25 protein-coding genes are annotated in these 24,553 nt (G+C 57.9%); 7 read left to right on the top strand and 18 right to left on the bottom strand.

Features of this window, described 5'->3' with window-relative positions:
* Positions 1 to 22: 22 nt before the first annotated feature.
* From ACUNV4_RS25695 to ACUNV4_RS25670, 6 genes are all read right to left on the bottom strand, one after another.
* Entirely contained in the window at positions 23 to 481 is a 459-nt protein-coding gene (locus ACUNV4_RS25695; protein ID WP_430881515.1) for a GNAT family N-acetyltransferase, read from the bottom strand.
* Positions 482 to 576: 95 nt separating this feature from the next.
* The gene (gene larB / locus ACUNV4_RS25690; RefSeq protein ID WP_430881514.1) at positions 577 to 1,281 is read right to left on the bottom strand and encodes a nickel pincer cofactor biosynthesis protein LarB; all 705 of its coding nucleotides are present in this window, start codon (positions 1,279 to 1,281) and stop codon (positions 577 to 579) included.
* A gap of 108 nt (positions 1,282 to 1,389) precedes the next feature.
* Complete coding sequence (locus tag ACUNV4_RS25685; protein WP_430881513.1) at positions 1,390 to 2,235, bottom strand: hypothetical protein; 846 nt, start codon at positions 2,233 to 2,235, stop codon at positions 1,390 to 1,392.
* Positions 2,232 to 3,503, bottom strand: coding sequence for a LarC family nickel insertion protein (locus ACUNV4_RS25680; protein WP_430881512.1), 1,272 nt, complete (start codon positions 3,501 to 3,503; stop codon positions 2,232 to 2,234). The genes ACUNV4_RS25685 and ACUNV4_RS25680 overlap by 4 nt, the downstream gene beginning before the upstream one ends.
* The gene (larA, locus tag ACUNV4_RS25675) at positions 3,500 to 4,801 is read right to left on the bottom strand and encodes a nickel-dependent lactate racemase (protein WP_430881511.1); all 1,302 of its coding nucleotides are present in this window, start codon (positions 4,799 to 4,801) and stop codon (positions 3,500 to 3,502) included. Before larA ends, ACUNV4_RS25680 begins: the two co-directional genes overlap by 4 nt.
* A 57-nt stretch (positions 4,802 to 4,858) precedes the next feature.
* Positions 4,859 to 5,737: an NAD(P)-dependent oxidoreductase gene (locus ACUNV4_RS25670; protein ID WP_430881510.1), complete on the bottom strand. Its 879-nt coding sequence runs from the start codon at positions 5,735 to 5,737 to the stop codon at positions 4,859 to 4,861.
* Between the two features lie 124 nt (positions 5,738 to 5,861).
* Here ACUNV4_RS25670 and cobU point away from each other — a divergent pair, with 124 nt between their 5' ends.
* The gene (gene cobU, locus ACUNV4_RS25665) at positions 5,862 to 6,368 is read left to right on the top strand and encodes a bifunctional adenosylcobinamide kinase/adenosylcobinamide-phosphate guanylyltransferase (protein WP_430881509.1); all 507 of its coding nucleotides are present in this window, start codon (positions 5,862 to 5,864) and stop codon (positions 6,366 to 6,368) included.
* 63 nt (positions 6,369 to 6,431) lie between these two features.
* On the opposite strand, the gene ACUNV4_RS25660 is transcribed toward cobU, so the two are convergent.
* On the bottom strand, positions 6,432 to 6,716 hold the full coding sequence (locus ACUNV4_RS25660) for a hypothetical protein (protein WP_430881508.1): 285 nt from the start codon (positions 6,714 to 6,716) through the stop codon (positions 6,432 to 6,434).
* A gap of 44 nt (positions 6,717 to 6,760) precedes the next feature.
* Entirely contained in the window at positions 6,761 to 8,008 is a 1,248-nt protein-coding gene (locus ACUNV4_RS25655) for a cupin domain-containing protein (protein WP_430881507.1), read from the bottom strand.
* A gap of 155 nt (positions 8,009 to 8,163) precedes the next feature.
* Between ACUNV4_RS25655 and ACUNV4_RS25650 the strand changes: the two genes are divergently transcribed.
* On the top strand, positions 8,164 to 9,081 hold the full coding sequence (locus ACUNV4_RS25650; RefSeq protein ID WP_430881506.1) for a DMT family transporter: 918 nt from the start codon (positions 8,164 to 8,166) through the stop codon (positions 9,079 to 9,081).
* Between the two features lie 16 nt (positions 9,082 to 9,097).
* Here ACUNV4_RS25650 and ACUNV4_RS25645 read toward each other — a convergent pair whose 3' ends face one another.
* The 8 genes from ACUNV4_RS25645 to ACUNV4_RS25610 all read right to left on the bottom strand — a co-directional run bounded on the left by ACUNV4_RS25645 (position 9,098) and on the right by ACUNV4_RS25610 (position 17,487).
* Positions 9,098 to 9,973: a phytanoyl-CoA dioxygenase family protein gene (locus tag ACUNV4_RS25645; protein WP_430881505.1), complete on the bottom strand. Its 876-nt coding sequence runs from the start codon at positions 9,971 to 9,973 to the stop codon at positions 9,098 to 9,100.
* A 612-nt stretch (positions 9,974 to 10,585) separates the two neighbouring features.
* Positions 10,586 to 10,897: a MoaD/ThiS family protein gene (locus ACUNV4_RS25640; protein WP_430881504.1), complete on the bottom strand. Its 312-nt coding sequence runs from the start codon at positions 10,895 to 10,897 to the stop codon at positions 10,586 to 10,588.
* Positions 10,878 to 13,166: a xanthine dehydrogenase family protein molybdopterin-binding subunit gene (locus tag ACUNV4_RS25635; RefSeq protein WP_430881503.1), complete on the bottom strand. Its 2,289-nt coding sequence runs from the start codon at positions 13,164 to 13,166 to the stop codon at positions 10,878 to 10,880. The genes ACUNV4_RS25640 and ACUNV4_RS25635 overlap by 20 nt, the downstream gene beginning before the upstream one ends.
* A gap of 3 nt (positions 13,167 to 13,169) precedes the next feature.
* Positions 13,170 to 13,643 (bottom strand): (2Fe-2S)-binding protein, encoded by a 474-nt coding sequence (locus tag ACUNV4_RS25630; protein ID WP_430881502.1) that lies wholly within the window; start codon positions 13,641 to 13,643, stop codon positions 13,170 to 13,172.
* Positions 13,640 to 14,503: an FAD binding domain-containing protein gene (locus ACUNV4_RS25625; protein WP_430881501.1), complete on the bottom strand. Its 864-nt coding sequence runs from the start codon at positions 14,501 to 14,503 to the stop codon at positions 13,640 to 13,642. Before ACUNV4_RS25625 ends, ACUNV4_RS25630 begins: the two co-directional genes overlap by 4 nt.
* A 193-nt stretch (positions 14,504 to 14,696) precedes the next feature.
* Positions 14,697 to 15,371 (bottom strand): GntR family transcriptional regulator, encoded by a 675-nt coding sequence (locus tag ACUNV4_RS25620; RefSeq protein ID WP_430881500.1) that lies wholly within the window; start codon positions 15,369 to 15,371, stop codon positions 14,697 to 14,699.
* Between the two features lie 2 nt (positions 15,372 to 15,373).
* Entirely contained in the window at positions 15,374 to 16,396 is a 1,023-nt protein-coding gene (locus ACUNV4_RS25615) for a Gfo/Idh/MocA family protein (protein ID WP_430881499.1), read from the bottom strand.
* Entirely contained in the window at positions 16,396 to 17,487 is a 1,092-nt protein-coding gene (locus ACUNV4_RS25610) for an isocitrate/isopropylmalate dehydrogenase family protein (RefSeq protein WP_430881498.1), read from the bottom strand. Before ACUNV4_RS25610 ends, ACUNV4_RS25615 begins: the two co-directional genes overlap by 1 nt.
* Before the next feature lie 154 nt (positions 17,488 to 17,641).
* On the opposite strand from ACUNV4_RS25610, the gene ACUNV4_RS25605 reads away from it, so the two are divergent.
* From ACUNV4_RS25605 to ACUNV4_RS25590, 4 genes are all read left to right on the top strand, one after another.
* Positions 17,642 to 18,640 carry a TRAP transporter substrate-binding protein gene (locus ACUNV4_RS25605; protein WP_430881497.1) on the top strand — a complete coding sequence of 333 codons (999 nt, stop codon included), beginning with the start codon at positions 17,642 to 17,644 and terminating at the stop codon, positions 18,638 to 18,640.
* Positions 18,641 to 18,710: 70 nt separating this feature from the next.
* The gene (locus ACUNV4_RS25600; protein ID WP_430881496.1) at positions 18,711 to 19,259 is read left to right on the top strand and encodes a TRAP transporter small permease; all 549 of its coding nucleotides are present in this window, start codon (positions 18,711 to 18,713) and stop codon (positions 19,257 to 19,259) included.
* The gene (locus tag ACUNV4_RS25595) at positions 19,256 to 20,539 is read left to right on the top strand and encodes a TRAP transporter large permease (protein WP_430881495.1); all 1,284 of its coding nucleotides are present in this window, start codon (positions 19,256 to 19,258) and stop codon (positions 20,537 to 20,539) included. The genes ACUNV4_RS25600 and ACUNV4_RS25595 overlap by 4 nt, the downstream gene beginning before the upstream one ends.
* Positions 20,540 to 20,622: 83 nt before the next feature.
* A complete protein-coding gene (locus tag ACUNV4_RS25590; RefSeq protein WP_430881494.1) occupies positions 20,623 to 20,949 on the top strand; it encodes a putative quinol monooxygenase in 327 nt (108 codons plus the stop codon).
* 23 nt (positions 20,950 to 20,972) lie between these two features.
* On the opposite strand, the gene ACUNV4_RS25585 is transcribed toward ACUNV4_RS25590, so the two are convergent.
* The gene (locus ACUNV4_RS25585; protein ID WP_430881493.1) at positions 20,973 to 22,754 is read right to left on the bottom strand and encodes an amidohydrolase; all 1,782 of its coding nucleotides are present in this window, start codon (positions 22,752 to 22,754) and stop codon (positions 20,973 to 20,975) included.
* Between the two features lie 341 nt (positions 22,755 to 23,095).
* On the opposite strand from ACUNV4_RS25585, the gene ACUNV4_RS25580 reads away from it, so the two are divergent.
* On the top strand, positions 23,096 to 23,905 hold the full coding sequence (locus ACUNV4_RS25580; RefSeq protein WP_430881492.1) for a metallophosphoesterase: 810 nt from the start codon (positions 23,096 to 23,098) through the stop codon (positions 23,903 to 23,905).
* Between the two features lie 187 nt (positions 23,906 to 24,092).
* On the opposite strand, the gene ACUNV4_RS25575 is transcribed toward ACUNV4_RS25580, so the two are convergent.
* Positions 24,093 to 24,553 (bottom strand): universal stress protein (locus tag ACUNV4_RS25575; RefSeq protein WP_430881491.1); only part of this gene is annotated, 461 nt, incomplete at its 5' end.

The following is a 24,553-nucleotide window of genomic DNA, read 5'->3' as shown; positions in this document are numbered from 1 at the left end:
ATCCTGCTGACGCCGTCCCCTTTTACAATTCCAGCGTCATGAACCGGCTGAACGGATCTTCGACGTAGTCACTGAACGGACCGCAGAAGCGAAAGCCGAAACGCTCGTAGAGCGCATGGGCCGCATCGAATGGGCCGCCTGAACCGGTTTCGAGGCTCAGTCGCGTGTAGGATCGACTGGCGGCTTCCTGGATGAGATGTGACAGAATGGCCGAGGCCACCCCCTTGCGTCGATGGGCATTCGAAGTTCGCATGGATTTGAGCTCACCCTGCGTTGCGTCCAGTTCCTTCAGCGCACCACAGCCGAGCAGAACGGAGTTGCTATCGCGCACAACCCAGAACGTCACATCTGGCGCACGCAAACCGGACACGTCCAGGGCATGCACACTCTCTGCCGGTGAATGCCTTGCCATGTCATCCAGGTGTTCACCCAACAGTTCCAGAACATCCGCGCTCGACAGATCATCTTCGATGATTTTCATGTGTTCCCTTTTTGCTATCAGCGCCCTTCCTACTGCCCTTCCTACTGCCTCTTCTACCGCCCTGGCTACTCTACTGCCTCACCGTCAAAGCGCGATCAAGCCCTTGCATGGATCCCCAGCAGCTTGACGGCCAGAGCTGCCGCTCCGAACCCATTGTCGATATTGACAACGGCGATACCCGGCACACAGCTGCTCAGTGCCGAATTCAGTGCCACATGCCCTCCGGCACCGACCCCATAGCCTACAGAGACAGGCACGGCTATGACGGGGGTTGGCACCAGTCCCGCCAGCACGCTGAACAAGGCGCCCTCCATGCCGGCAACAGCAATCAGCAGCGAATATTCCGATAACTCATCCGCCAGCTCGGTCAGACGCCACAAGCCCGCAACACCAACATCCACATAGCGCGCCGAGGGCTCCCCCAGATAAAGCAGCGCCTGCTCGATTTCTGCAACAACCGGCGCATCGGAGGTACCTGCGGCAACGATGGCCACGCGTACCGGCCGCTCTTGCGACAGGCTCTCAGGGGGCTGGTCGGCGACCACGACAGTCCTGGCCTGCGCATGGTGGTGAACCTGTCCGGGCAATTGTTCTGCAAGCACGGCAGCCTTCTCGGCCTGCACCCTGGTCATCAGCACACCTTGCTGCCGTGCCAGTGCCTGCTGCGCGATATCCAGCAACTGCTCGATAGTCTTGCTCTCGGCCAGCACCACCTCGGGCACCCGGGCCCGTGCTCCACGCGTCCAGTCAAAGCGAACATCATCGGCCACGCCGGTAACCTCCCGCAGATGCAGAGACAAGCACCGACACAAACACAAACACAGACGCAGACGAAGACGAAGACGAAGACGAAGACGAAGACGAAGACCCAGACCCTGCCGCAGACCAGCCTGTTATTGCAACTCCAGTCATTTCGTTTCCGTCTTGTGCAGAAAGGCACTGCCACGACGGTAGCTGTCGATGCCGGCGAATTGCCGACCGTCTTCGTCGATTCGCCGCTGCAACTCTTCCTTCAATGAAGACCATTGCGATGCATGGCCCTGCCGCAGTGCATCCGGCACCTCGATACGCACGCCATCGGCCGTGATTCGACATCGCAGATCACCCGGACCGAGCACGTCCTCCAGATATCGTTCGGTCCGATGCACGAACAGCAGATCATCAGCATTGATGGCAATACCGGTTTCAACCCGACTCGACAGACAGGGCTGCGCAGGTAGCTCGGCCACATCCTCGAGCTTCTGATGACGGGCGATGGCCCGCACCATGGCCTTGTCGATGCCTGCATCAATCAGTGGGTGCACCACCTGTTTCTCGCTGGCTGCCAACAGACCGGGACGATAGTCACCCAGATCGTCCAGATTGGCGCCACTGGCGATCGGTCCGTCCCATACCTCACTCAAGCGGGTATACAGATTGGTCTTGCAGTAATAGCAGCGATTGACCGGGTTTTTCCGGTAACGTTCATCCGAGAATTCTCTGGCATCAACCCACTCGACCGACCAGCCAAAGCGTTCTGCATGGTAGCGAATACGCTCGCCTGCCTCCTCCGGCACGGCAGGTGACACGGCATGCACCAGCTGCAGGCGATCACCCAGTACATCATGGGCAACCGAGGCCAGCGTCATGCTGTCGACCCCTCCACTGACTGCCACGGCCAAGCGCGGATATCGCTGCAACTGTTCGTGCAGACCCTCCAGAGCCATCGACAATTCGATACTTCCGCCCATCAGGCTTGCACTATTCCGATTCATGATTCGAACTTTGCCTGCAAACGACGTGCACGCTCACGTCTGGCCTGCAAACCCGGGGTAGCGGCCAGATCATCACTTTCCACTTTCACGGTGAGGACTCCCGAGGGTCGCTTTACCACCTTGATGCCAGCAGCATCCTCGCCGACACCGACCTCGTGCAGCTCTCGTTCGAGTGTTCGACGATGGAGAACCTGTACACGCATGCCCAGCGTACTGGTCTCTTCCAGGCAGCGGGCGCTGACCGAGGCCTCATCCCGGGGACGGCACAGCACAGTGACCGCGAACAGGGCTCTCCCCTTCTTGCCCATGCCAAGCTGAAAACCGGCATCCAGCACGCCACTCTCGGCGCGTATGTGCTCCAGCGATACCGACAGCTCTTCCGGTGTCATGTCATCGATATCGAAGGACAACTGAACAACCCGATCGACAATCTGATCCGCGCCAGCCCTTGGGGCTGAACCCTGCATCCGATCATCATCCGACAGCCCCGTGGAAGTGGCGCTATCGCTGCTCACGTCGATCATCAGACACCGCAGCACATTCGGACGTTGTTGCAACTCTCGTTGACCCGCACCACAACCCGATGCCTGCAACGCACCTGCCGGCTTCACGACGTGATCACTCGGCTCGGCGTCTTCAATCGACAGGACCGAGCGCACGATGGCGGCCCCTGTCGGTGTGACCCGTTCGCCCGGCTCGCCATCGTCCCAGACCGGCAGCTGCCTCAACAACCAGGCCGTCGCCGGCGCCGGTATCGGCAGCATCCCGTGTTCGGTCTTTACCAGTCCGGAACCCAGAGGCAGCGGCCCGCAGCTCCAGCTCAAGGGGCCTGCTCTTTCGATCAGGCTGGCCGCAGCCACCACATCGACAATGGAATCCCAGTCGGCCACTTCGTGGAAATGGACCTGCTCGATATCGACACCATGCACCTGGGCCTCCGCCTCGGCCAGGGTCAGCAGGATGCTCTGGGCGCGATGCTTCACCGCCTTGTCCAGCGCACTGTCCTCCAGCCATCGCCGCAAGTCGCGGTAATTGCCCGTGCGTTTGGCGGGCTGTGCCTTGAGCGCCACGTGCAGGCGTTTTACCGACAGCCCCTTGCTCATGCCGGGCTGCAGGCTGACATCGACATGCGCCATCACGCCGCAATCGTGCAGATCCTGCCAGCAGGTCTCGAACTGTTCCGGAAAAAGGTCGAGCATGGCCGCAACGAACATGTCGCCGGCGATACCACCAACCGGTTCGAGATGCACATGTCGTGAAGTTGTCATGCGCCCACGGAACTGGAGACCGGCACCACATAGGGGCCTTCGGGAATGATGGCCACTGCAGGGTCTCCATGCTCGGCCATGCTGCGCGCAATGGCGGCAGTCAGATCACTGATCCGTTCGACCCCGGTGAACTGGTGATCGTCTTCAGACAGGCCCGTGGTGTAGAGCCCTACCTTGCCGGTTCGCATCGGTTTCAGCTGCATTTCGGTCTGCCACTCGTCAACATCGGCCAGTTGTTTAGCCAACAGCGTATCAAGGAAGGCATCCGGCCCCAGCGACACAAGCCTTCCCTGTGCTTCGCGATAATGCTGCGAACCGATACCTTCGGCGCACTCCGATGCGATGATGAGTGTACCGCCGGGCTCCAGGATATCCAGTGGTGTCACCATGCCCTTGACGGTCTGATAGTAGGTCTGATCCAGCGGGTAGCCCGCAGAGGAAGTGACCACTGTATGAAACTTGCGACCCACCGCAATCTCGGTGAATCCTCGCACGAATTCCACGGCCTTCAGATGACTGGCGATGACCTCGCCGAAGGTGGCATGAACCAGATTGCGGTCTTCATCGATGATGGTATTCACGGCATACACATCGCCGAGCATGCGCACGATTTCCAGCTGCTCTTCATGCAGTGGATTGTGTTCCAGATTGCATTGCGTCGCCGCCGGGTCTTCCATGAAGCGGGCGCTGTGAAAGGTACGAATGGTTTCGTGATGCGCCACACCGGGGGCAATGACCTTTCGCCCACCGGAATAACCGGCCATGAAGTGCGGTTCCACCAGACCTGTGGCGATTCGCAGGTCTGCCTCGACGAAACGCCGGTCGATACCAACCGGTGTGCCACGCGTCTTCGTCTTGCCAAGATCGACATGATCCTCTTCGTTCTGGGCAAAGTGATTGACCACAGTGACTGTCTCCAGCACCCAGGGATCACCCACCAGCTCGGCCAGCTCCTCGCCTTCATTGGGTCGATGCAGACCGGTGGCCACCAGCACCGTTATGTTCTCGGCAGCGATGCCGTTATCCATCATGATGCGAATCATGGGCTGCAGAAACACGTGATTGGGAACTGGCCGTGTGATATCGCAGATCAGAATGCAGGCGCTGCTGCGTCCCTTGCACAGTTGCTCCAGTGATTCACAATCCACCGGATTGGCCAGCGCCTGTGCAAAGACCTCGGCGGCCGAGGCCGCCGGCGGAAATGGCGGCTTGCTGATGACCGTTGCCTGAGCCCCCTCAGGCAGGTTCAGGGCCAGCGTTCCACGGCCGTAGAGAAGGTCGACAGTTTCATGTTTCATGACGGATTTGCTCCTTGGCAGCGGACACAGGGCCCTGCGGGAAATCGGATCTCGAGATCAGCCTTTCTGAAAATGACGCAGGCGCTGAATCAGGCTGGACGTATCCCAGCGACCACCACCCATTTGTTGTACATCGGCATAGAACTGGTCAACCAGAGCGGTGACCGGTAAGGACACACCTGCTTCCCTGGCAGCTTCCAGGGCAATCCCCAGGTCCTTGCGCATCCAGTCGACCGCAAAGCCATGATCGAAATGATTGTCCACCATGGTGTCGGCGCGGTTGCTCAACTGCCAGGAGCCACCGGCACCCTTGGCAACCAGATTGGCCATCTGCTTGGCGTCCAGACCGGATTTCTCGGCAAAGTTGATGGCTTCGGACATGCCTTGCACCAGACCGGCAATACAGATCTGATTGCACATCTTGGTCACTTGTCCGGCACCGACATCACCGAATCTCTCGGTGGCCTTGGCATAGACATCCATGACGGGTTGTGCACGCGCATAATCGGCCTCGGAGCCGCCGCACATGATGGCCAGCTGGCCATTTTCAGCACCCGCCTGTCCTCCGGAAACCGGCGCATCGACAAAGCCGATTCCAGCCTCCGCGCCAGCGCTGGCCAGTTCCCGTGCCACCTGGGCGGATGCCGTTGTATGATCGACAAACACCGAGCCGCTGCCCATGCCGGCAAATGCACCTGTGTCACCCAATACAACAGAACGCAGGTCGTCATCATTGCCGACACAAGCCATGACGAAGTCGGCCCCTTCAGCTGCCTCTGCAGGCGTTGGCGCGAAGGAACCCCCGTATTCACCAGCCCAACGTTCGGCTTTTTCGGTGGTACGGTTGTAGACGGTGACGGAATGACCCGCCTTTTGCAGATGGCCTGCCATCGGGTAGCCCATTACGCCGAGTCCGAGGAATGCTAGCTTCGCCATTACCGATCTTCCCTTGTTTGACAAACCCCAATGGTAACTCATCGAATCCCGCCCGATAATGGGGACGCGCGCCTGTGGCGGTAGAATCGGCCAGTTTCCTTCAGGCAGAACCCGGAGTCTTCGCATGAAATCCCTGATACTCGGCGGCGTCAAGTCCGGCAAGTCACGTCACGCCGAGCAACTGGCCACCGACTCCGGTCTCCCGGTCACCGTCATCGCGACCGCCACAGCTGATGATACCGGCATGCAGGCACGCATCGCTCGCCACCAGGCCGAGCGCAATCCGCAGTGGCAGCTGGTCGAGGAACCTCTGCTACTGGGCCGAGCCATAACAGGGGTCAACACGCAGCACTGTGTGCTGGTCGATTGCCTGACATTGTGGCTGACCAATCTGTTGATGCTGGAGAACGAGGCCACACTACGTCAGGAATTACAGGCTTTGCAGACAGCCGTGGATACCTGTGGCAGTCGCCTGATCATGGTCTCCAATGAAACCAGCATGGGCATCGTTCCGATGGGCGAGCTCTCAAGGCGCTATTGCGACGAAGCCGGTTTGCTGCATCAGGCCATGGCTCAGCGTTGCGATGAGGTGGTACTCATGGTCGCAGGACTGTGCCATCGCCTCAAATAGCATCGATGGCACACGATGTCTGACATCACACCGACAGCACCGCCAATTGCGGGATCTGTCAGATTACGCCTTGATGCGTTTGACCTGCACGGGGGCCGTACGTTGCGGCTGATGTTCGGACACGATGTTGCGGCTCTGGCAACCCTTCGGATCCGAGTTTTCTCCGGAGTCCTGATCGGCTGAGCTTTCGCGCTGCTGTCCATTGCGATCACAATCGTCGGCACGAACGCCGCGGCTTGCCGTCAATGCCCCGCCAACCAGCAGAAAGCCGGCACCAGTCCGCATGAATTGACGCCGACTGGCACGGTCCCAGACAACGACTGAGTCACTCTGTTGCTTTTTCGACATGACGGTTACTCCCGAAACAGGACATCGACGCCTACCGCTACAACCTACTGCAAGTCTTGCGGCTCGTCAAATGCGCCAGCCGAAGCAGTCGGTTCATCCACGACCTCAATGATGTTTGCCTGCCAAAGCTGCTCGCACAGGGCCTGTCGCTGATCCTCGGTCAGGGCCGTCCAGTCAGACAGGGCCTGAACCTGTCGTGACAGAAGTTGCTCGAAAGCCTGAGCCAGCGGATCGCTCAGCTCCATCACCTGCCCCGGCACACGGCAGGAAACTCGCTCTGCCTGACGCTCGGTGACGATCCGCGCATCTGCCCTGAGACATATCACGGTGCCGGGCAGCCATGGGCCAGGTGGATGAGTCAGTTGCCCCAAACAGTCCTGAGCATTGTCCAGTGAAACGGCATCCAGCAGTCGTGTCCGGGCAGCCTGCCAGTGATGTTCCTCCAGCGACACGTTCAGCAAGTCCCGCAAGGCCTCGACGCTCCCGGCCGACGCATCATCCGCCAGGCCATTTTCAGACCATGCCCGCCACAGCTCGGTTGGCACACTGCGACGATACCGGGGATCCGCCTGCGCCATGACATCGACCATTTCCAGCAAGGCGTCGCGAAGCGTCATGGCATGGATACCCAGTGTGATGTGCAGTGAGGCCTGGTCTCCGGCTACGGCATCATGGAAAACACCCCGAGGAATGTACAAGGTATCACCGGCATGGAGGATGACACTGTCAGCCAGTTCGCCCGGTTCGTGGATAGCGGCATCAAAGCCTTCGTGCGCATAAGGCATCTCGATTCCGCCTTCATGGAAGTTGAATGTCTTGCTACCGTGTACCTGCAGGATGAAGACATCGTGTGAGTCATAGTGAGCCCCGAAGCCCTGTTCACCCGGCGGTGACAGATACAGATTCGTCTGACAGCGCAGGCCGAGCTCCGCCTGCACCGCTCGCCTGAACCCTGCCAGTGCCGGGAGTGACTGATGGGCGGCGGACATCACGATGGTTGCCCCTCGACGATACTCCTCGATCAGCCGGCGCGGCACGATCCGGTTGCCCTCGTCGGTATAGGCCGTGACGGCAACTGGCGAGCGCTTGCAACTCAGCTGCACGGCGGGAAACAGCAGCTCTCGGCTCGACAGCAGTGATTCGATATCGCTCATCTGCAGAATGTCGTTGAAATGAGCGTTTGCATCACGCTCGATGTGCAACGTTTCGCGCTCCCAGTACTGACTCATGAAATCCGGCAATGTCAACGGACTCAGTACCAGCGACAGCGCATTCTTCTCGGGTTCACCCATGGATTCCACACTCGATGCCGACGCAAGTCGTCACGGATGATCATACAAGCGCCACGCGGTGGAAGGATACCCGGACGCGACGACCTTGCCTCTCCGAGTGCAATTCATCTGCACCTGTGATGCAATGACCAGAAGCCCTCCCCAGCCACTCCGACTTGATCACCCAATCCCGCCTTGCCGCACTGAGCATGGTTGCCGCCAGCGTCTTCATTGCCGTATCGACCTTTCTCGCCAAGGGCCTTGCAGGTCGATTCTCGATGCCTGCAGTCGACGAGGACATACACCCCCTGCAGATCACCGCCGGCAGATTCCTGGCTGCCTGGATCCTGTGGTTGGCAATCGTGCTGTATCGTCGCAGAGCCTTCCAGCCGATTCACTGGCAACTGCATGTCGTACGTACCGTCCTGGGCTGGCTCACCGTGACCTGCATATTCTGGGCAAGCTCGAAAATGGCCTTGACCGATGCCACCGCCATCAGCTTTCTTACGCCGGTAGTCACACTGGCGCTGGCGGTTCTGCTGCTGAAGGAAAAGGTTGGCCCGGTACGCATCACCACCGTGGCCATCATGCTGACGGGCGCCATGATTCTTCTGCGCCCCGGTACCTCCGCATTTCAGCCCGCAGCTCTCATCGCTCTGACCGCAGCAGTGGCCAGCGGCTTCGAAGCCCTGTACATCAAACGACTCTCGGCGCTGGAGCCGCGCACCCAGATACTGTTTCTGAACAACAGCATCGGCCTGGTCATCGCGCTGATCGCAGCCAGTGTCGTGTGGATCTGGCCCAGCCCCCTGCAATGGCTGCTGATGGCAGGCGTCGGTCTGAGCATGGCCATGGCCCAGATCTTCTTTCTCACCAGCCTGCGCGATGGAGACGCCAGTTATGTCATCCCCTTCATGTATTCCACACTTGTATTTGCTGGCATACTCGATTATCTCGTCTTCGGAGAAACCACGGACAAGGCAGGCGCGGCAGGAGCCATCATCATCGTGTGCGGTGCAATCTTTCTTGCTGTGAGAGAAGGAAGACGCAGGGGAAACACTGCTGCCAGCTCGGCATCAGAAGATGCCGACTGACACCAGGGGCAACGATCTACTTTTCCACACCGGCAAACAGGAATTCCTGCTGGATACGCAGATTCTCGCGGACCGACGCCAGATCGTCGGAATCCACGACTCCCCTGGGCTGCTCCATCAGCCGGAAGTGCCCGTAGTCGTCCTTGCCGGCAACCAGTTTGGCCGTGGTCTTGTCCGTGATGGTCTGCTTCATGTCAGGTGAGATGTAGCGAATGGCAAGACCGATGCGACGATCATCAGAGGCGTTGGCATGAGAGCCATGAAACACCTTGCCGTGATGCAGTGACATCTCACCGGGTTGCAGCAACACATTGGTCGCTTCGTCCTCATCGACCTCGACCGCCAGTTCCTGACCACGTGACAACAGGTTATTGCTGTCGAAGGTGTCACGATGCCTGACGATATCCTGCTTGTGCGTGCCAGCCACGAACTTGACACAGCCGCTTTGCACCGTGGATGGCGACAATGCCACCCATGCCGTTACCTCATGACTGTCGTCAAGTCCCCAATAGGTCAGATCCTGGTGCCAGCTGATGAAGTCGGCAGTGTGTGGCTCTTTCGTGAAAAAACCGGCATTCCAGACCAGCAGGTCAGGGCCCAGGATGCGACTGACCGGCTCCAGAATGGCAGGAAGCCGACTGATTTCATCCACAAATGGCAGCAGATAGGCCGCATTGAGCAGCGCCAGTTTGCGAGTTTCCGGGTCACCTGACATCTGCTTTTCGAAATCTTCCATCGTCTTTCGATACACCGCAGCCTGCTCGGTGCTCATGACTCTGACAGGAAAAAAGTAGCCATCCTGCTCGTAGCTGCTCAGCCAGTCAGGGGCTTGCGCAGATGCCGGTGTCTGGCCGGATCTTGCGCCGTCGGTAGTCGGGGATACGGTGCTCACGATGTGGTTCCTCTCTCGCCTCGTTCTTGTCGAGGTCAATTTGCCGGGCTCGAGAGGATTATGACGAGAAAAATCGATTCATGCAAATATGAATTGATAGTTCATATTTGAAAGCTACTGCTGATTTATTGCCTGAGTTCTCGTAATTGCAACGCAGGCTTGCCGTCAAGAAGCACTACGGTATTTCATGGGAAATCAGGCGAAGGGCAGCTGACAATTGCCAATGAGCACTGAGCACTGAGCACTGAGCACTGAGCAGTACGCAGTAAGCTGTGGGCACTGGGCACTGGGCACTGGGCACTGGGCTGTGGGCTGTGGGCTGTGGGCTGTGGGCTGTGGGCTGTGGGCTGTGGGCTGTGGGCAGATGCATTCTGATCGGCATGGCCGAACGAAGGCAACTGGCTCGACAACGATCAACGTCGCCATCGAAACGGCAGAAAGCTCTGCAATGGTCGAGTTGTCAGTCGAGCAACGCAGATAGCCTGTGCGACAAGGTCTCCCGAGAACGTCGGCACTGTGCACTTGCACGCATTGCTGGGCACCGAGGCGTCTGCCTCGACACTATCGAACGTGGAACAGGCTCTACCTGACAGGTGTTTGTTGTACCCGTCGTTATCCGCCCTGAATTCGCGGCAGCAGAAAGACCTCGGCGCCTTCGGGCAACGCTGTCTCCCAGCTATCGCGGTACAGGGTGCCATCCACAGACACGGCAATTCCCTGCCTGATGAACGGTGTCATGCCCGGATATTCCGCTTCCAGCCGATTGAACAGCTCACGAATGGTTCGTGCCCTTACCTGAACACTGGTTGCGCCCTGCGCGTGTGGACGCAGGGCGGACCAGAGCTTGACCTCATGCAGTGACATGGCAGCAGGCGGATTGCAAGGCGTCAGCGTTCCACCCGGTTCAGGCGGTTTCCGCGTCACCCGTGGAAGTTTCCCGCGCCTCATCCAGCGCCGCGAGAATACGTGGCGCCGACATCGGCACGTGTGTCATGCGAACCCCGAAGGCATTCGATACCGCATTCCCGATGGCTGCCAGTGGTGGCACGATGGACGTCTCACCCACCCCCCGAATCCCGTAGGGATGATTGGGGTTGGGAATCTCGAGAATCTGAGTATCGATCATGGGCAGATCGGAGCAGACGGGGATCCGGTAGTCGAGAAAGCCCGCATTCTGCAAACGTCCATCGTCTCCATAGACATATTCCTCATTCAGAGCCCAGCCGATTCCCTGTGCAGCTCCACCCTGATACTGACCTTCCACATAAGTGGGGTGTACCGCCTTGCCGGCATCCTGAATGACGGTGTAGCGCACCACCTGGGTCCGGCCCGTTTCGGGATCCACTTCCACATCACAGATGTGTGTGGCAAAGGAGACTCCGGCACCATCAGCCACCAGCTCGTTGTGGCCGGCAATGGGTCCGCCGGTATTGGGAGCTGCCGCTGCGATCTCGGCCAGTGACAGTGGTGCCAGGTTGCCATACTTCTTGCCGACTGCCTTGGCGCAGCCCTCTTCCCAGACAACCTTGCCAACAGGGATGTCCCACATCAATGCCGCTCTTTCCTTGAGAATCCCTATGGCATTGCGAGCCGACATGATGGTCGCCATGGAACTGGAGAAGGTGCCGCGACTTCCGTCGGTCATGTCGTTGTAACCGAGCGTGCTGGTATCACCCACCACCGTGCGTACCTGGTCATAGGGAATTCCCAGTTCCTCGGCTGCCACCAGGGCCAACGACGCCCTCGCACCACCGACATCGATGGTGCCCACGGTCAACGAAACCGTGCCATCGGGAGCGATATTGAGATCGGTACAGGTCTGGCCGCCGAAATTGAACCAGAAGCCGCAGGCCATGCCACGTCCCTGGTTCTTGCCCAGCGGAGCCGACATGTGAGGATGTTCTTTGGCAGCCTGCAAGGTGGGTCCGATTCCGATAGGCCCATAGACTGGTCCATAGGATGACTGCGTGCCCTTTTTCGCGGCATTGCGAATACGAAGATCGACCGGGTCCATGCCGATACGAGCGGCCAGTTCGTCGACCACGCTCTCCACGGCAAAGGCTGCCATGGGAGCCGATGGCGCTCGATAGGCAGTCGTCTTCGGCCGATTGACCAGTACTTCCAGACCAACCGTACGCACATGCTTCATGTCATAACAGGCGAATGCAGTCATGGCACCCAACTCGGCCCACATACCGACATACGGGCCCGAGGTGTAGCGCAAGGTTGCATCGCCAGCCGTGATACGCCCTTTTTTCGTCACACCGATACGCACGTCGATGGACGTGGCACTGGTGGGGCCCGAAGCCCGGAAAACCTCATCGCGCGACATCACCAGCTTGACCGGACGATTGGCCTTGCGAGACAAGGCCAGCGCAACGGGTTCGGCCCAGACGTGAGTCTTGCCTCCGAAGCCGCCACCGATTTCCGTCGGAGTCACTCGCAACTTGGACACATCCATGCCCAGCAGCTCCGCACAATGCTGACGGAATACGAAATGTCCCTGAGTGCAAACCCACAATTCGCCGCTGCCATCGGGGCTGATGCTGGCCACACAGGCATGGGGTTCGATGTACCCCTGGTGAGTCTGTTCGGTTCTGAAGGTTCGTTCGATGATGACATCCGCCTTGGCAAAACCGGCTTCCACATCACCGTGACCGAATTCGGAACGACGAGCGACATTCGAGGGTTTCTTCGGTTTTGGTTCCACACCCTGTGTAAAGCACTTCTTGTGAAGTATCGGTGCGTCCTTGGCCACGGCCTCATCGACATCGGTGACATGTGGCAGGAGTTCGTAATCCACCTTGATGAGCTTCAGGGCCTTGCGCGCGGTCACGGCATCCACGGCCGCCACCGCCGCCACCGCATGACCGTCGTAATAGACGTGACTACGAGCCATGCAGTTGTCGAGAATATCGAACAGCTCGCTGTTGCCGTTGGTCAGGTCCGGCAGATCGGCGGCCGTGATGACCGCCTTGACCCCCTTCAGAGCCTCGGCCTTGCTAGTGTCGATACCGCGTATTGCCGCGTGTGGATGCGGACTGCGCAGGATGTTCCCGACCAGTTGCCCCGGCAGATCGATATCAGCGCCGTAGCGGGCACGCCCGGTCACCTTGTCGATGCCGTCCGGTCGCAGTGGACGTGTACCAACGGATTTGAAGGATTGCCCCGTGAATTTCGTATCAGCACTCATGACTCAAGCCTCTCGCAGTTCGGCGGCGGTCGCCTGTACCGCCCTGACTATCTTGTCGTAGCCGGTACAGCGGCACAGATTTCCCGCCAGGGCGTACCGGATCTCTTCTTCGGTAGGATCAGGATTGTTCTTCAGCAACGCCTTGGCAGCCATCAGAAACCCTGGCGTGCAGATGCCACACTGCAGGGCCGCATGCTCGATGAACTTGCTTTGCAAGGTATGCAGTTCGGCACCATCGCTCAGACCTTCGACCGTTTCCACCTTGCGTCCTTCGACTTCCATGCCCAGCACCAGGCAGGAACACACCAGAGTGTTATCGAGAATAACGCTGCAGGCACCGCAGTCACCGGTACCACAGCCTTCCTTGACGCCCTTGAGTCCCACCCGGTTGCGCAGGGCATCCAGCAGGGTTTCATCGGCTTCACAGGCGAAACCGACATCATCGCCATTGATATTCGTATTGACCAGTTGAGTCATGCCTTGCCTCCAGCTCGGGTCCAGGCTGACTGAGCAGCACGTTTTGCCAGGACTCCTGCTACTCGTGTTCGATATTCCACGGTGCCTCGCTTGTCGTTGATGGGTTTACAGGCTGCCGAACAGGCTTCTGCCACGGCTTCCAGCGTTGCTTCATCCAGAGTATTTCCCAACAGCGCCTTCTCCGCTGCCGGTACTCGAATGGCAGTGATGGCCACAGCGCCCAGTGCGACCCGTGCAGCCGTAATGATGTTCTTGCGATCGATGGTCAGGTTGACCGCTGCACTGACGACGGCAATGTCCATTTCCGTGCGAGGCGTGAAGCGCAGATAGGCATCGGCAGATCGAGTCTTGCGCGGTGGCAGTTCGAGGGCGGCTACCAGCTCGCCTTTCTTGAGAACGTTCTTTCCCGGCCCCGTCGTGAACTTCTCGACGGGTATTCGTCGTTCTCCTGCCGGACCTGCGACAAGTACCTGCGCATCCGCGGCGATCAGTGCCGGTACCGTGTCTGCTGCCGGCGAGGCATTGCACAGATTGCCTGTCATGGTGCACCGTCCCTGGATCTGATCGGAACCGATCAGATTGGCGGCTTCCACCACACCGGGCCAGGCTTTCTTCAAGACACGATGTCGGCCCATGGCACCGCAGCTGGTTGCCGCACCAATGGACATGCCTTCTGCGGTCTTGCGGATCACATGCATGTCCTTGATCCGCTTGATGTCGATGACGACGTCAGGTTCGATGAAGCCGCCTTTCATCCTGACGATGAGATCGGTTCCGCCGGCAAGGACATGGACCCGACCTCTGGAACCGGCGAGCAATTCGACAGCCTCGGGAGTGGTAAGTGGAGCTTCGTATCGCACCTTTGGAATTCCTGTATTGGGATGACAGTCGCGTCGCACGGCAAGCCGTCAGACACATTGCGCTTAGTGTGTTTCATCAAGGATCACGGGTCAACCCGCAAATGGAACACGCGCCGTCGAGCATCGACCAGACGATATCTCTCCCGCTCGTGCATTACATCAACCGGCAAGGCATGCCACAAACAAGGCTGCGTCAGAGATGTTTCATGCCCACTTCTTCGAGTATGGCGATCAGCGTCTTTCGCGCATTCTCACGATGATGCCAATGAATCCTGCGCGCGCCCTTTTCGTCTCCGCGCTCGATGGCCTCATACAGCGCACGATGCTCTTCATTGGACTGCAATGGCAAGGGCCTCAGATGCAGAGTGAATGCACGGGCTCTGCGAACCTGATCATTGAAATTCGAGATGATGGCGGCCATGCGTGAATTGCCGGCCAGCCGAACCAGCTCATCGTGGAATCGCTCATCAGCAGCCGCCCAGCTTTCTCGATCGAGACCTTGCAGCGAAGACTCCATGTCCAGTACCGCCTGCAAGAGCGGTTTCAGATGTGCTTTGCTGTATTTGCCACGAGCGGCCAGACCAGCGGCAAGACTTTCCAGTTCGGTCAGCACCACATAGATTTCATCCATGTCCTCGGCTGACAAGGTCAGGATTCGCACACCCTTGCGCGGTCGAACGACCAGCAGGCCCTGAGCCTCGAGAACCCGCGCCGCTTCACGGATGGGGGTTCGCGACATGCTCAGTCTCTCGGCCAGTTCGTTCTCCAGATGGTCGGTACCGGCGGCCAGATCACCCGAGAAGATCAGCGACCGAATGCTCTCGACGGCAAGCTGTGTACGTGATGTCTGTCTGTCGTCTTCTTGCAATGTCAACTCAGTTCCTGTTTACGATGTTCCCGAGCAGCTCGGTAAACCAACTCTTCCAGCTCGATGACAGACAGGTATTCACTTGCCTGATTCTCGATTGGAGAGCCGGTCAGCAGCCCTTGTACCACGTGATGTTGCAAGGCATACACGCAATCACCACCGAATCCGGCCCATCCCATGCCCGGCAACAAGGTCTGCAGATCGCGCGAACCGAAGCTGCGAAACGTCACAGTACCATCCCCCGTGAGCGACAGCGAGCCTCGATCTCCCTCCAGCAATGCTTCTCCCATGGTGATACGGGTATTTTCAGCGGCATGATCGAGATGACGATTGCCATCGAACATGGCCCGGCAGCCATCCTCGTACTCGAAGATGAAGAATCCGGCATCCTCGCCAGCAATATTCGTATTCAGCCGCCTCAGGTCGGCATAGACCGCTCTGGGCATTCCCAGCATGAACCGGAAGACATCGATGAAATGCACCCCGGTCTCATGAATCAGCAAGCGCGGCATTTCGCGAAAATAGGGCTGTCTGTCCAGATAGGCATCTGCCCCCTGGCCATCCCCGGGACGCAAGCGAAACGTGAACTGATGTACCTTGCCGACCAGACCGTCATCCACTGCCTTCGCCATGCACCGAAACCACGGCTGGAACCTGAAGTTTTCGTGCACGACAAGCCTGGCATCTGCCTGCGCAGCCAGCTCGATTGCGACCCGTACCTCGTCGAGTGAATTGCACAGCGGCTTCTGGCAGATGATGAGCTTGATACCCGCCTCCAGAGCTTCGCGAATGGCGTCCAGATGAGTGGGCGGTTTGGTGATGATGTCCAGCACATCCGGAGTTACCGAGCTCAGCATGGAGCTCAGATCGGCAAACGCTGGCAGACCCGTCGAGGCAGCCCTGTCGATGGCAAGATCTGCGGCACCGACGAGTTCGACCTCATCGATTCGGCGCCAGGCATCATAATGGAAACGGCTGAAATAGCCAGCTCCCAGACAGGCAACCTTGATGGGCCCGGCCACCATCAGCCTTCTTCCAGTTTTTCCATGACGGCTCCTGCAGCCTCCTCGGTCGAACTGTTGCCTCCGAGATCCCGCGTGGTCATCTGTCCGTCGGCAATCACCGCGTAAACTGCATCTCTCAATCGATTGCCATCACTCACCATGGCCGCCTGATCGTGGCGCTGGCCCAGCCAGTCGAGCATCATCGCCGCTGACAGGATCATCGCAAAGGGATTGGCCACTCCCTGACCGACGATATCGGGAGCCGAGCCATGGCATGGCTGGAATACGGCATGATCATCTCCGATATCAGCGGAAGGCGCCAGGCCCAGACCGCCCATCAGACCTGCTCCAAGATCGGACAGGATGTCACCGAACATGTTCTCGGTCACCATGACATCGAAGATCCAAGGCTTCTCCACCATCCACAAGGCGGTGGCATCGACATAGGCATGATCCGACTGCAGCTCCGGATAGCGCTTCGCCTCTCCATCGAAGATCTCGCGAAAGAAGGCAAACGACCTGAACACATTGGCCTTGTCGACGCAGGTGACCCGTCCTTCGCCCCGCCCGGCAGCCTGACGCTGTCTGGCGAGATCGAAGGCAAAACGAAACAGCTTCTCACTGGTCTTGCGCGTGATGAGAAGCGTTTCGCGAGCCTCGTCCGGCCCGACCTCACCGGTTCCACGGCTGTAGAACAGGCCTTCGGTGCTCTCGCGAACCAGCACGAAATCCACCGATTGCCCCCCATCGAGCTTCAATGGCGTTCTCTGGCCGGGACTGATTCGCACGGGACGCACCCCCGCGAACAGGTCCAGCTCGTTTCGCAGATCCAGCTGCGGGGAAATCTCGGTGCCATCAGGCTTGCGAATCGAAGGCATGCCCATGGCCGACAACAGGATCGCATCGGCTTTTCTGGCCCCCTCGAGCGAGGCTTCGGGCAATGACTCACCGGTACTGGCATACAGATTGGCGCCAGCAGGCAATCGATTGAAATCAAGATCATAGCTCGACGAGTCACGACTGAGCTGTTGCAGGATGCGAAGAGTCGGACTTGTAATTTCCGGACCTATGCCGTCACCATCAAATACGGCTATCTCGAACGAACTGGGCATTACCACTCTCCATCAACTTCACGAAAATTCGCTGTTCGGCGAACTGATCAAAAGCACTCAGCCGGTTGACTGCGCGTAATTTAATGTATACGTTATCGCATACAACAACAAAAATCCAGAGACATCTTCCAGGCACCGCCCAAAGGAGCGCATCATGAAAGTCAGACTCGGCCTACTCGCCGCTACCACTCTACTCGCCCTCAGCACGTCGTTACACGCTGCCACCGTTCTCAAGTTCAGCCATACAGACAATCCCGGTGGTTCGCGCCAGGCAGCGGCAGAACTGTTCGCGGAGAAGGTTTCCGACTATACCGATGGTCGATACACCGTTCGCATATTTCCCGCCGGCCAACTGGCCAATGACCCCAAGGCCATCGAGCAATTGCAACTGGGTGGCGTCGATTTCACCGTATCGGCCGTGGGCTCGTACGCGACACATCTGACTTCCCTGAATCTGATGGCCATGCCTTTTCTGCTCGATACCTATGAACAGGGCTGGGAGTTTTATGACAATTCCGAGTGGCTACAGGAAGAATTCGCCAAACTGCCCGAGGTCGGCTTCCGCGTACTCTCCACCTGGGAGGCGGGGTTCCGCAGTTTCACCACCTCCGAACCACTGAACTCTCCAACCGATGCGCAGAAGATGAAAATGCGTGTCTTCCCCAACGACATGATCCGCTGGAGCATGGAGGCCATCGGTTTCCAGACCGTGGTCATGCCCATCACGGACGTCTACCTGGCGATACAGCAAGGCACCGTCAACGGACAGGAAAATCCGGTGGACACCATCAAATCATTGCGATTTCATGAAGTTGCCCCTTACATCACGCTGACCCGACATGTCTACAGCCCGTTGCCCCTGACCGTATCCGAGAAGGCCTGGCAGTCATTTTCGGATGAAGACAAGGCCGCCATTCAGAAGGCCAGCGAAGAGGCTGCAGCATTCAGTCGCGATCTCGTCAAGAACTCCGTGGAACAACAACTCGAGGAAATGAAGGCAGAGGGTGCCACGGTCACCACGCCCGACATCGCGCCCTTTCGCGACGCGGTCGCCTCGGTGTATGACAAGGCCCGAGGAGTCTACGGCGCTGAAGCAGTTGATCGTGTCCTGGCCGATACCGCCGCGGTTCGGGAAATGAAACCAGCGCAGTAGATCTCTGCCAGACGTTGCCAATGCCGGAGCATGACCTGCTTCGGCTTTTCGATTCCTCGAGGAAACCGGCATGGATTATCGACCATATTATCCACCTGTCCTGACAACGCTGAGCCGGGTCATTGACTATGCCCTGGTGCTATCGGGCGCTTTCATTGTCACCCTGGTCTTTGTCAATGCAACCCTGCGCAGTGCCGCAGGCTTTGACCTGGCATGGTCTCTGGAAGTCACCGCTTTTCTGCTGCTGTGGAGCACATTTCTGGGATGCGCTGCTGCGGTGGCACGCGGAGCACATATGAGAGTGACCGAAATCGTCGACAGCCTGTTACCTCGTAGTGCTCGTTATCACCTGTCAACGTTGATCAACCTCATTGTCGCGCTCATGATGATCAGCCTGGTCGTGACGGGCTACTCCATCTCTACGCACACCTGGGCACAACGCACAACCGTGCTGTATCTGCCGGTAGGATTTCTGTATGCCTCGATGCCGGCCGGCATGCTGCTTTGCCTGGTGTTTCATCTGTTCAACACTGTCATCGATGTGAAGCACTCCAACGATCCCACTCATCCGTCCCGACCATCTCCGGACACGGGCACTGAAGCAGGCAACGCCACATGATTCTGCTCTTTGTTGTTTCCATATTCCTGATCACGGTTTTTCTGGGTATACCCCTGGTCTGGGCCATCTTGCTGACTGCCGTACTCCCCATTCTGGTTTTTGATCTGGGTTATCCACTGCAGGCCCTGTATCTGAACTTCATCGGTGGGGTCGAGCCCAATCATTTCCTGGCCATTCCCCTGTTCATCGTCGCAGGCGAGCTCATGAGCCGCGGCGGGGTCGGATTGCGCATCATCGGATTTGCCCGCGCGGCCTGCGGCTTCATGCCGGGAGGCCTGGGCATGGTCGTCGTCGGTGCATCCATGATTTTCGGGGGTATTTCCGGTTCAGCCATTGCCGACAGCGCCGCCATCGGCTCAGTCATGATCAAGAACATGGCAAGACAGGGTTACACCCCGGGATTTGCAGCCGGTCTCGTCGCCGCTGCCGGCACCATCGGTATCATCATTCCGCCTTCGATTCCCATGCTCATCTACGGCTTTGTCGGCAATGTATCGGTAGCAGATCTCTTCCTGGCCGGCATCGTACCCGGCGCCATGTTCGGCCTTGCATTCATGGCCGTATGCTTCCACGTCGGAAAGTCCAGCGGTTGTGATCCCGGTGGACGAACGACTACCCGAGCCGAACTCTGGTCCTCTTTCATCGGAACCGCACCTGCGTTATTGATGCCGGTGCTCATTCTGGGCGGTATATTCTCCGGCTGGGTCACGCCAACAGAGGCCGCAGCCCTGGCGGTGGTCTATGGCTTGCTCGTCACCATATTCATCTATCGTGACTTCCGGATTCGCGACTTGCCCGGACTCATGGTTGATGCCTTTGTCACCAGTGCCACTGTCATGGTGGTCATTGGCGCGACGACTGTTCTGGGCTGGCTCATCACGCTGGAACAGATGCCGCAGATACTGGTGAGCTTCGTCCAGGACTTGTCATCAAGCACGGCGGTTTTTCTGCTGCTGGTCAATATCGTACTGCTGATCCTGGGCTTGGTTCTCGACCCGGTTCCGGCAATTCTGCTGACTGCTCCGCTCTTCCTGCCAACCGCCCAGAGCTTTGGGGTCGATCCGGTACATCTGGGGGTCATCATGACTTGCAATGTCGCTGTCGGCCTGTTCACTCCACCGGTCGGAGCGACATTGTATGTGGCGTCGCGCATTTCCGGGGTCGGAGTATTGTCCATTGCCCGAAAGATGGGATTACTCTACCTGGCAGCAATAACAACCCTGGTACTGGTCACCTATTTCCCTGCCGTGTCGATGACCATGGTTCATCTGTTTCGCTGAATACCCATTTTTCCGGGCGATGAACTTGCGTCAACCGTCCCTTTCAAGCTTTGTCAAACGCTTGCACACACGAGAACGATCCCATGCATGTTGTCACCGTCCGGTTCCGTATCAAGACCGACCATCTGCAGAGCTTCACGGAGCTGATGATTCAGAATGCATCCGAATCACTGCGCAGTGAAGTCGGCTGCCACCAATTCGATGTTTGCACTGACTCGACTCGTCCAGGCGACATATTTCTGTATGAAATCTATGCCGATGCTGCAGCCTTCGACCTGCATCTGGATTCGCCACATTTCAGGGCATTCGATCAACAGACACAGCACATGTTCGAATCGAAGGAGGTCACCGTGTTCAATCAACTCAGCACTGCCGACCGGCCCACGTCACCTCGCGGCCAGACTCTCTAGACAGGAAGAATCCAGCGCCGCACTCATCGTGATGCGGCTTCACGCATGTAGACATCTCGGCCACCGATCCAGACACGCTCTACACGAATGTTGCGCACATCCGGTTCGCTCAGGGGGTCACTCGACAAGACGACGATATCCGCCAACTTGCCAGCCTCCAGTGACCCTCTGTCATGCTCCAGACCATTCTGCGAGGCGGCATCAAGCGTCATGGCACGCAATGCTCGTTCCCTGCTGATGATGAACTCGGGCCCGAGCACATGACCGCTCAATGTCTCGCGCCGATTGGCACTCCAGAGTATCTGCATGGGATTGACCGGCGTCACGGGAGCATCCGAATGCAGGGAGTATGCGACCTCGTAGGTATCGGCAAGGGCGAGCGGGCTGATCCGTCTTGCCCTCTCCTCTCCGAGTACGGTTTGACGATACCAGTCGCCCCAGAAGAAGGTATGTGCCGGAAAAAAGGATACAGTGGCGCCCAGCTGCTTCAGCCGGGGTAACTGATCTTCCCGAATTGTCTGCGCATGTACCACGATATGCCCAATCTCGGGCCGGTAATACTGCAACTGCGCTGCATCGAGCGCTTCAATGATCAGATCGATGGCAGCATCACCGTTACCATGCAATGCCAATCGAACGCCAGCCCGGTGGAACTCGAGCACCTGAGATTTCAACCGCTGCGCAGACAGCGCTGGAAAACCACGGTAATCAGGAGCTTTCCCTCCGGTGGAGCGATAAGGCTCAGTCAGCCACGCTGTGCGCCCTTGTGGGCTTCCATCAACACTCAGTTTGAGAGCAGACAGTGAGAAATACTCAGGATCGGCCTGCCAGTCCAATGCTCTCTGCAGAGCGTCTGTCGCTGTACCGAGCCGTTCGCCAGAGATCTCGCTACTTATCCTGTCCGCCATCTTCTCATAGGCTGGCCAGACGACGATTCGCTGCGGAATGATGCCAAGACGCTGCGCCCAGAAAAGCATTCGCATGGACAGCAGGTCGGCAAACCCGTTCTGTACAGTTGTCACACCGGCCTGCAAGTAACTATCTCGAGCATATAGCAAGGCATTCAGAAGGTCGCGGAGTGGCAGTTTCATCAACAGTCTCCCCAGGCGGGGAGCAACCCCTTCCTGCAACAATCCGGTCAGCTGTCCCTGACTGTCACGCTGCGGCTCGAAGTTGTTCTTCTCGAAGGACGAACGCGCATGGCTTTCGTCCTGATGTCCCAACTCCGCCATGGCCTGCGAATTCGCCACTCCCATGTGTCCGGAACGATGCCACAGATAGACAGGATGATGCGGTGCGACTCGATCAAGTTCCTGTCGTGTGGGATGTCGTTGTACCGCCAACGAAGCATCATCATAGTTGAAGGCCAGAATCCATTCACCCCTTGGCCGCCTCGCGGCATACTCGCCAACCCGGCGTAACAGGGTATCCAGACTGCTCACGTCTCCAACAGGAGGCGGTGTCAGATCCAGAAAGGACCGGGCCAGACCGGAACTGGGAAAGTGGCTGTGTGCATCCACAAAACCCGGAACCACACTTTTACCGCGCAGGTCGATGACTCGCGTGAGCCAGGGTAATTCCTGTTCGAGCGACTGCTGATCGCCAACGGCCGAGATGTAACGCCCATTCATCAGCAACGCATCCGCAAACGGCCGATCGTCGTTCATGGTCAGTATGCGGGCATTGATGAAAAGGGTCGGTCGGTTCGCAGTCAGGATGATTGTAGTGCCCCCAGCCATCAGGAATCCACCAAGCAAAACCGCCAGAGTCCCCTTGCGGGTCGGGAAGCCATACTTCATGGGCATGGATCAGTCTTGCACCCCATCACTTCATGGGTCAGATCCGATGTGTTGCGAGAGAGATTCATCAAAGTTCCGGGGTCATGCACCTTTGCCACGATCAGGTGTATTGGTCTGCACTAAATGGACCTCTCAACGCTCCGGAGTTCAAATCGATTCTTGCTTGCCTGACGGTTTTTCAAGCGGCCAGACAATGTGCAGGACAAAATGGCCACAAACCCGGGCTTCGCCTTGATCGGCGAGTGATGTTCAGCAGACAGCTATGGCTATAATGATTCAGGCCGTGATCAGGTCAGCGACGCTGACCTGCAGCGGATATCTCCGATACATTCTTCTGAGTCTGCTCGATGAAAGTCATACATCTGACTGATCTTCACATTTCGCCCGATCCGGTCATGAACTGTGACTCGATCGAACCCTGCGAAGCAGCCTTGCGTCACATCGCCCGTTTCCACACTGACGCCGATCTGATCGTCGTCACCGGAGATCTGAGTGACCATGGTGATCGCGAAAGTTATCTGAAGCTTCGGCAACTGTTGATGGACGCAGGCTTGGCCGACGACCCTCGGTTGCGTCTGCTGCTCGGGAATCACGATGATCGCAAGGTCTTTCAATCCGTCTTTCCGGAAACTCCCAAAGACTCGAATGGATTCACACAGTGGGCAGAAAAGACGGAGTCAGGCCTGTTCGTGTATCTCGACACCCATGAACCGGGCACCAATACAGGCCACTTCTGCGAGGATCGTTCCGCCTGGCTCGACGCGACTCTGAGTTCGGCACAGGCTGACAACACACCTGCCTGGCTTTTCATGCATCACAACCCGACACCAGTGCATGTCTTGAGTGCCGACAGTATCGGTTTGCTGAACGGCTCCAGCTTTCGCACGCTCATCGGTAAATACCGGGACATCGTGCGCCACATCGCCTTCGGTCATTGTCATTTCACTCTCAGTGGCAGCCTCCACGGTGTACCGCTATCTGCCAACCGCGGCACTGCCAGAGCGCTGTGGCCAGGTGTTGAACAACCTCAACCGCGATTCGCCACAGGGCCGCTGGAAAGGCATTACAACGTGATGTTGATCAACGATGAATCCACCGTCATTCATTCCATCGATTTCGAACGACAGGATGAAGTCGTCTACCTGGGCTCTGACTGAACCTCCGGGATCACGCCGGACCGGGAAACCTTTCGACTTGCAATCCATCGGTTTCGAATGACAGAAAGAAATGATCTACGCTGGCGGTGCCTGAGCCTCCAGTGTCGCCGAGTTACGCAAACGCCATCCGCAGTTGCCGCTGACATTGATCACGCCGGACAAGGACACCGTTAGACCTGACACGTCATCAACGAATGATCATGACCGACAGATCAGTGTGGGTCGCCAGATTTTCGGAGTGGGATCTGAAAATGTAATCGCGAAATCCCGGTTCGTGTGAGGCCATGACGATCAAGTCCGCACCGATCTCGTGAATAGCCTGATTCAGCTTCTTCTCCAGATCCACAGCCACATCAACACTGACCGTGGAATGCGCCTTGAAATCCACACCAAATTCCTGTGATCGCGCCTCAGCGTAAGCTGCGAGTTTTTCAGCGAATTCGTCAGGCGAATGAGCGATTTCATTTGGCGTGTTACTGGTTACTCCGACCAGGGTCAGCGTTGAGCCATAATGCTTCGCCAGGTCAGCAGCTGCATTGATGGCTTTGAGCTGTTTTTCCGCATGAGGAGTTATGGTTGAAAGTGGTGTCTGAGCAAGGTTGAAAAAAAGCGGCGTATCTGGTTGATTGGTAGTTACCACACCATCAA

Source organism: Granulosicoccus sp. 3-233, assembly GCF_052681095.1.
The sequence above is the reverse complement of the archived record's forward strand: the minus strand, read 5'-3'. Positions and strand labels throughout refer to the sequence as shown.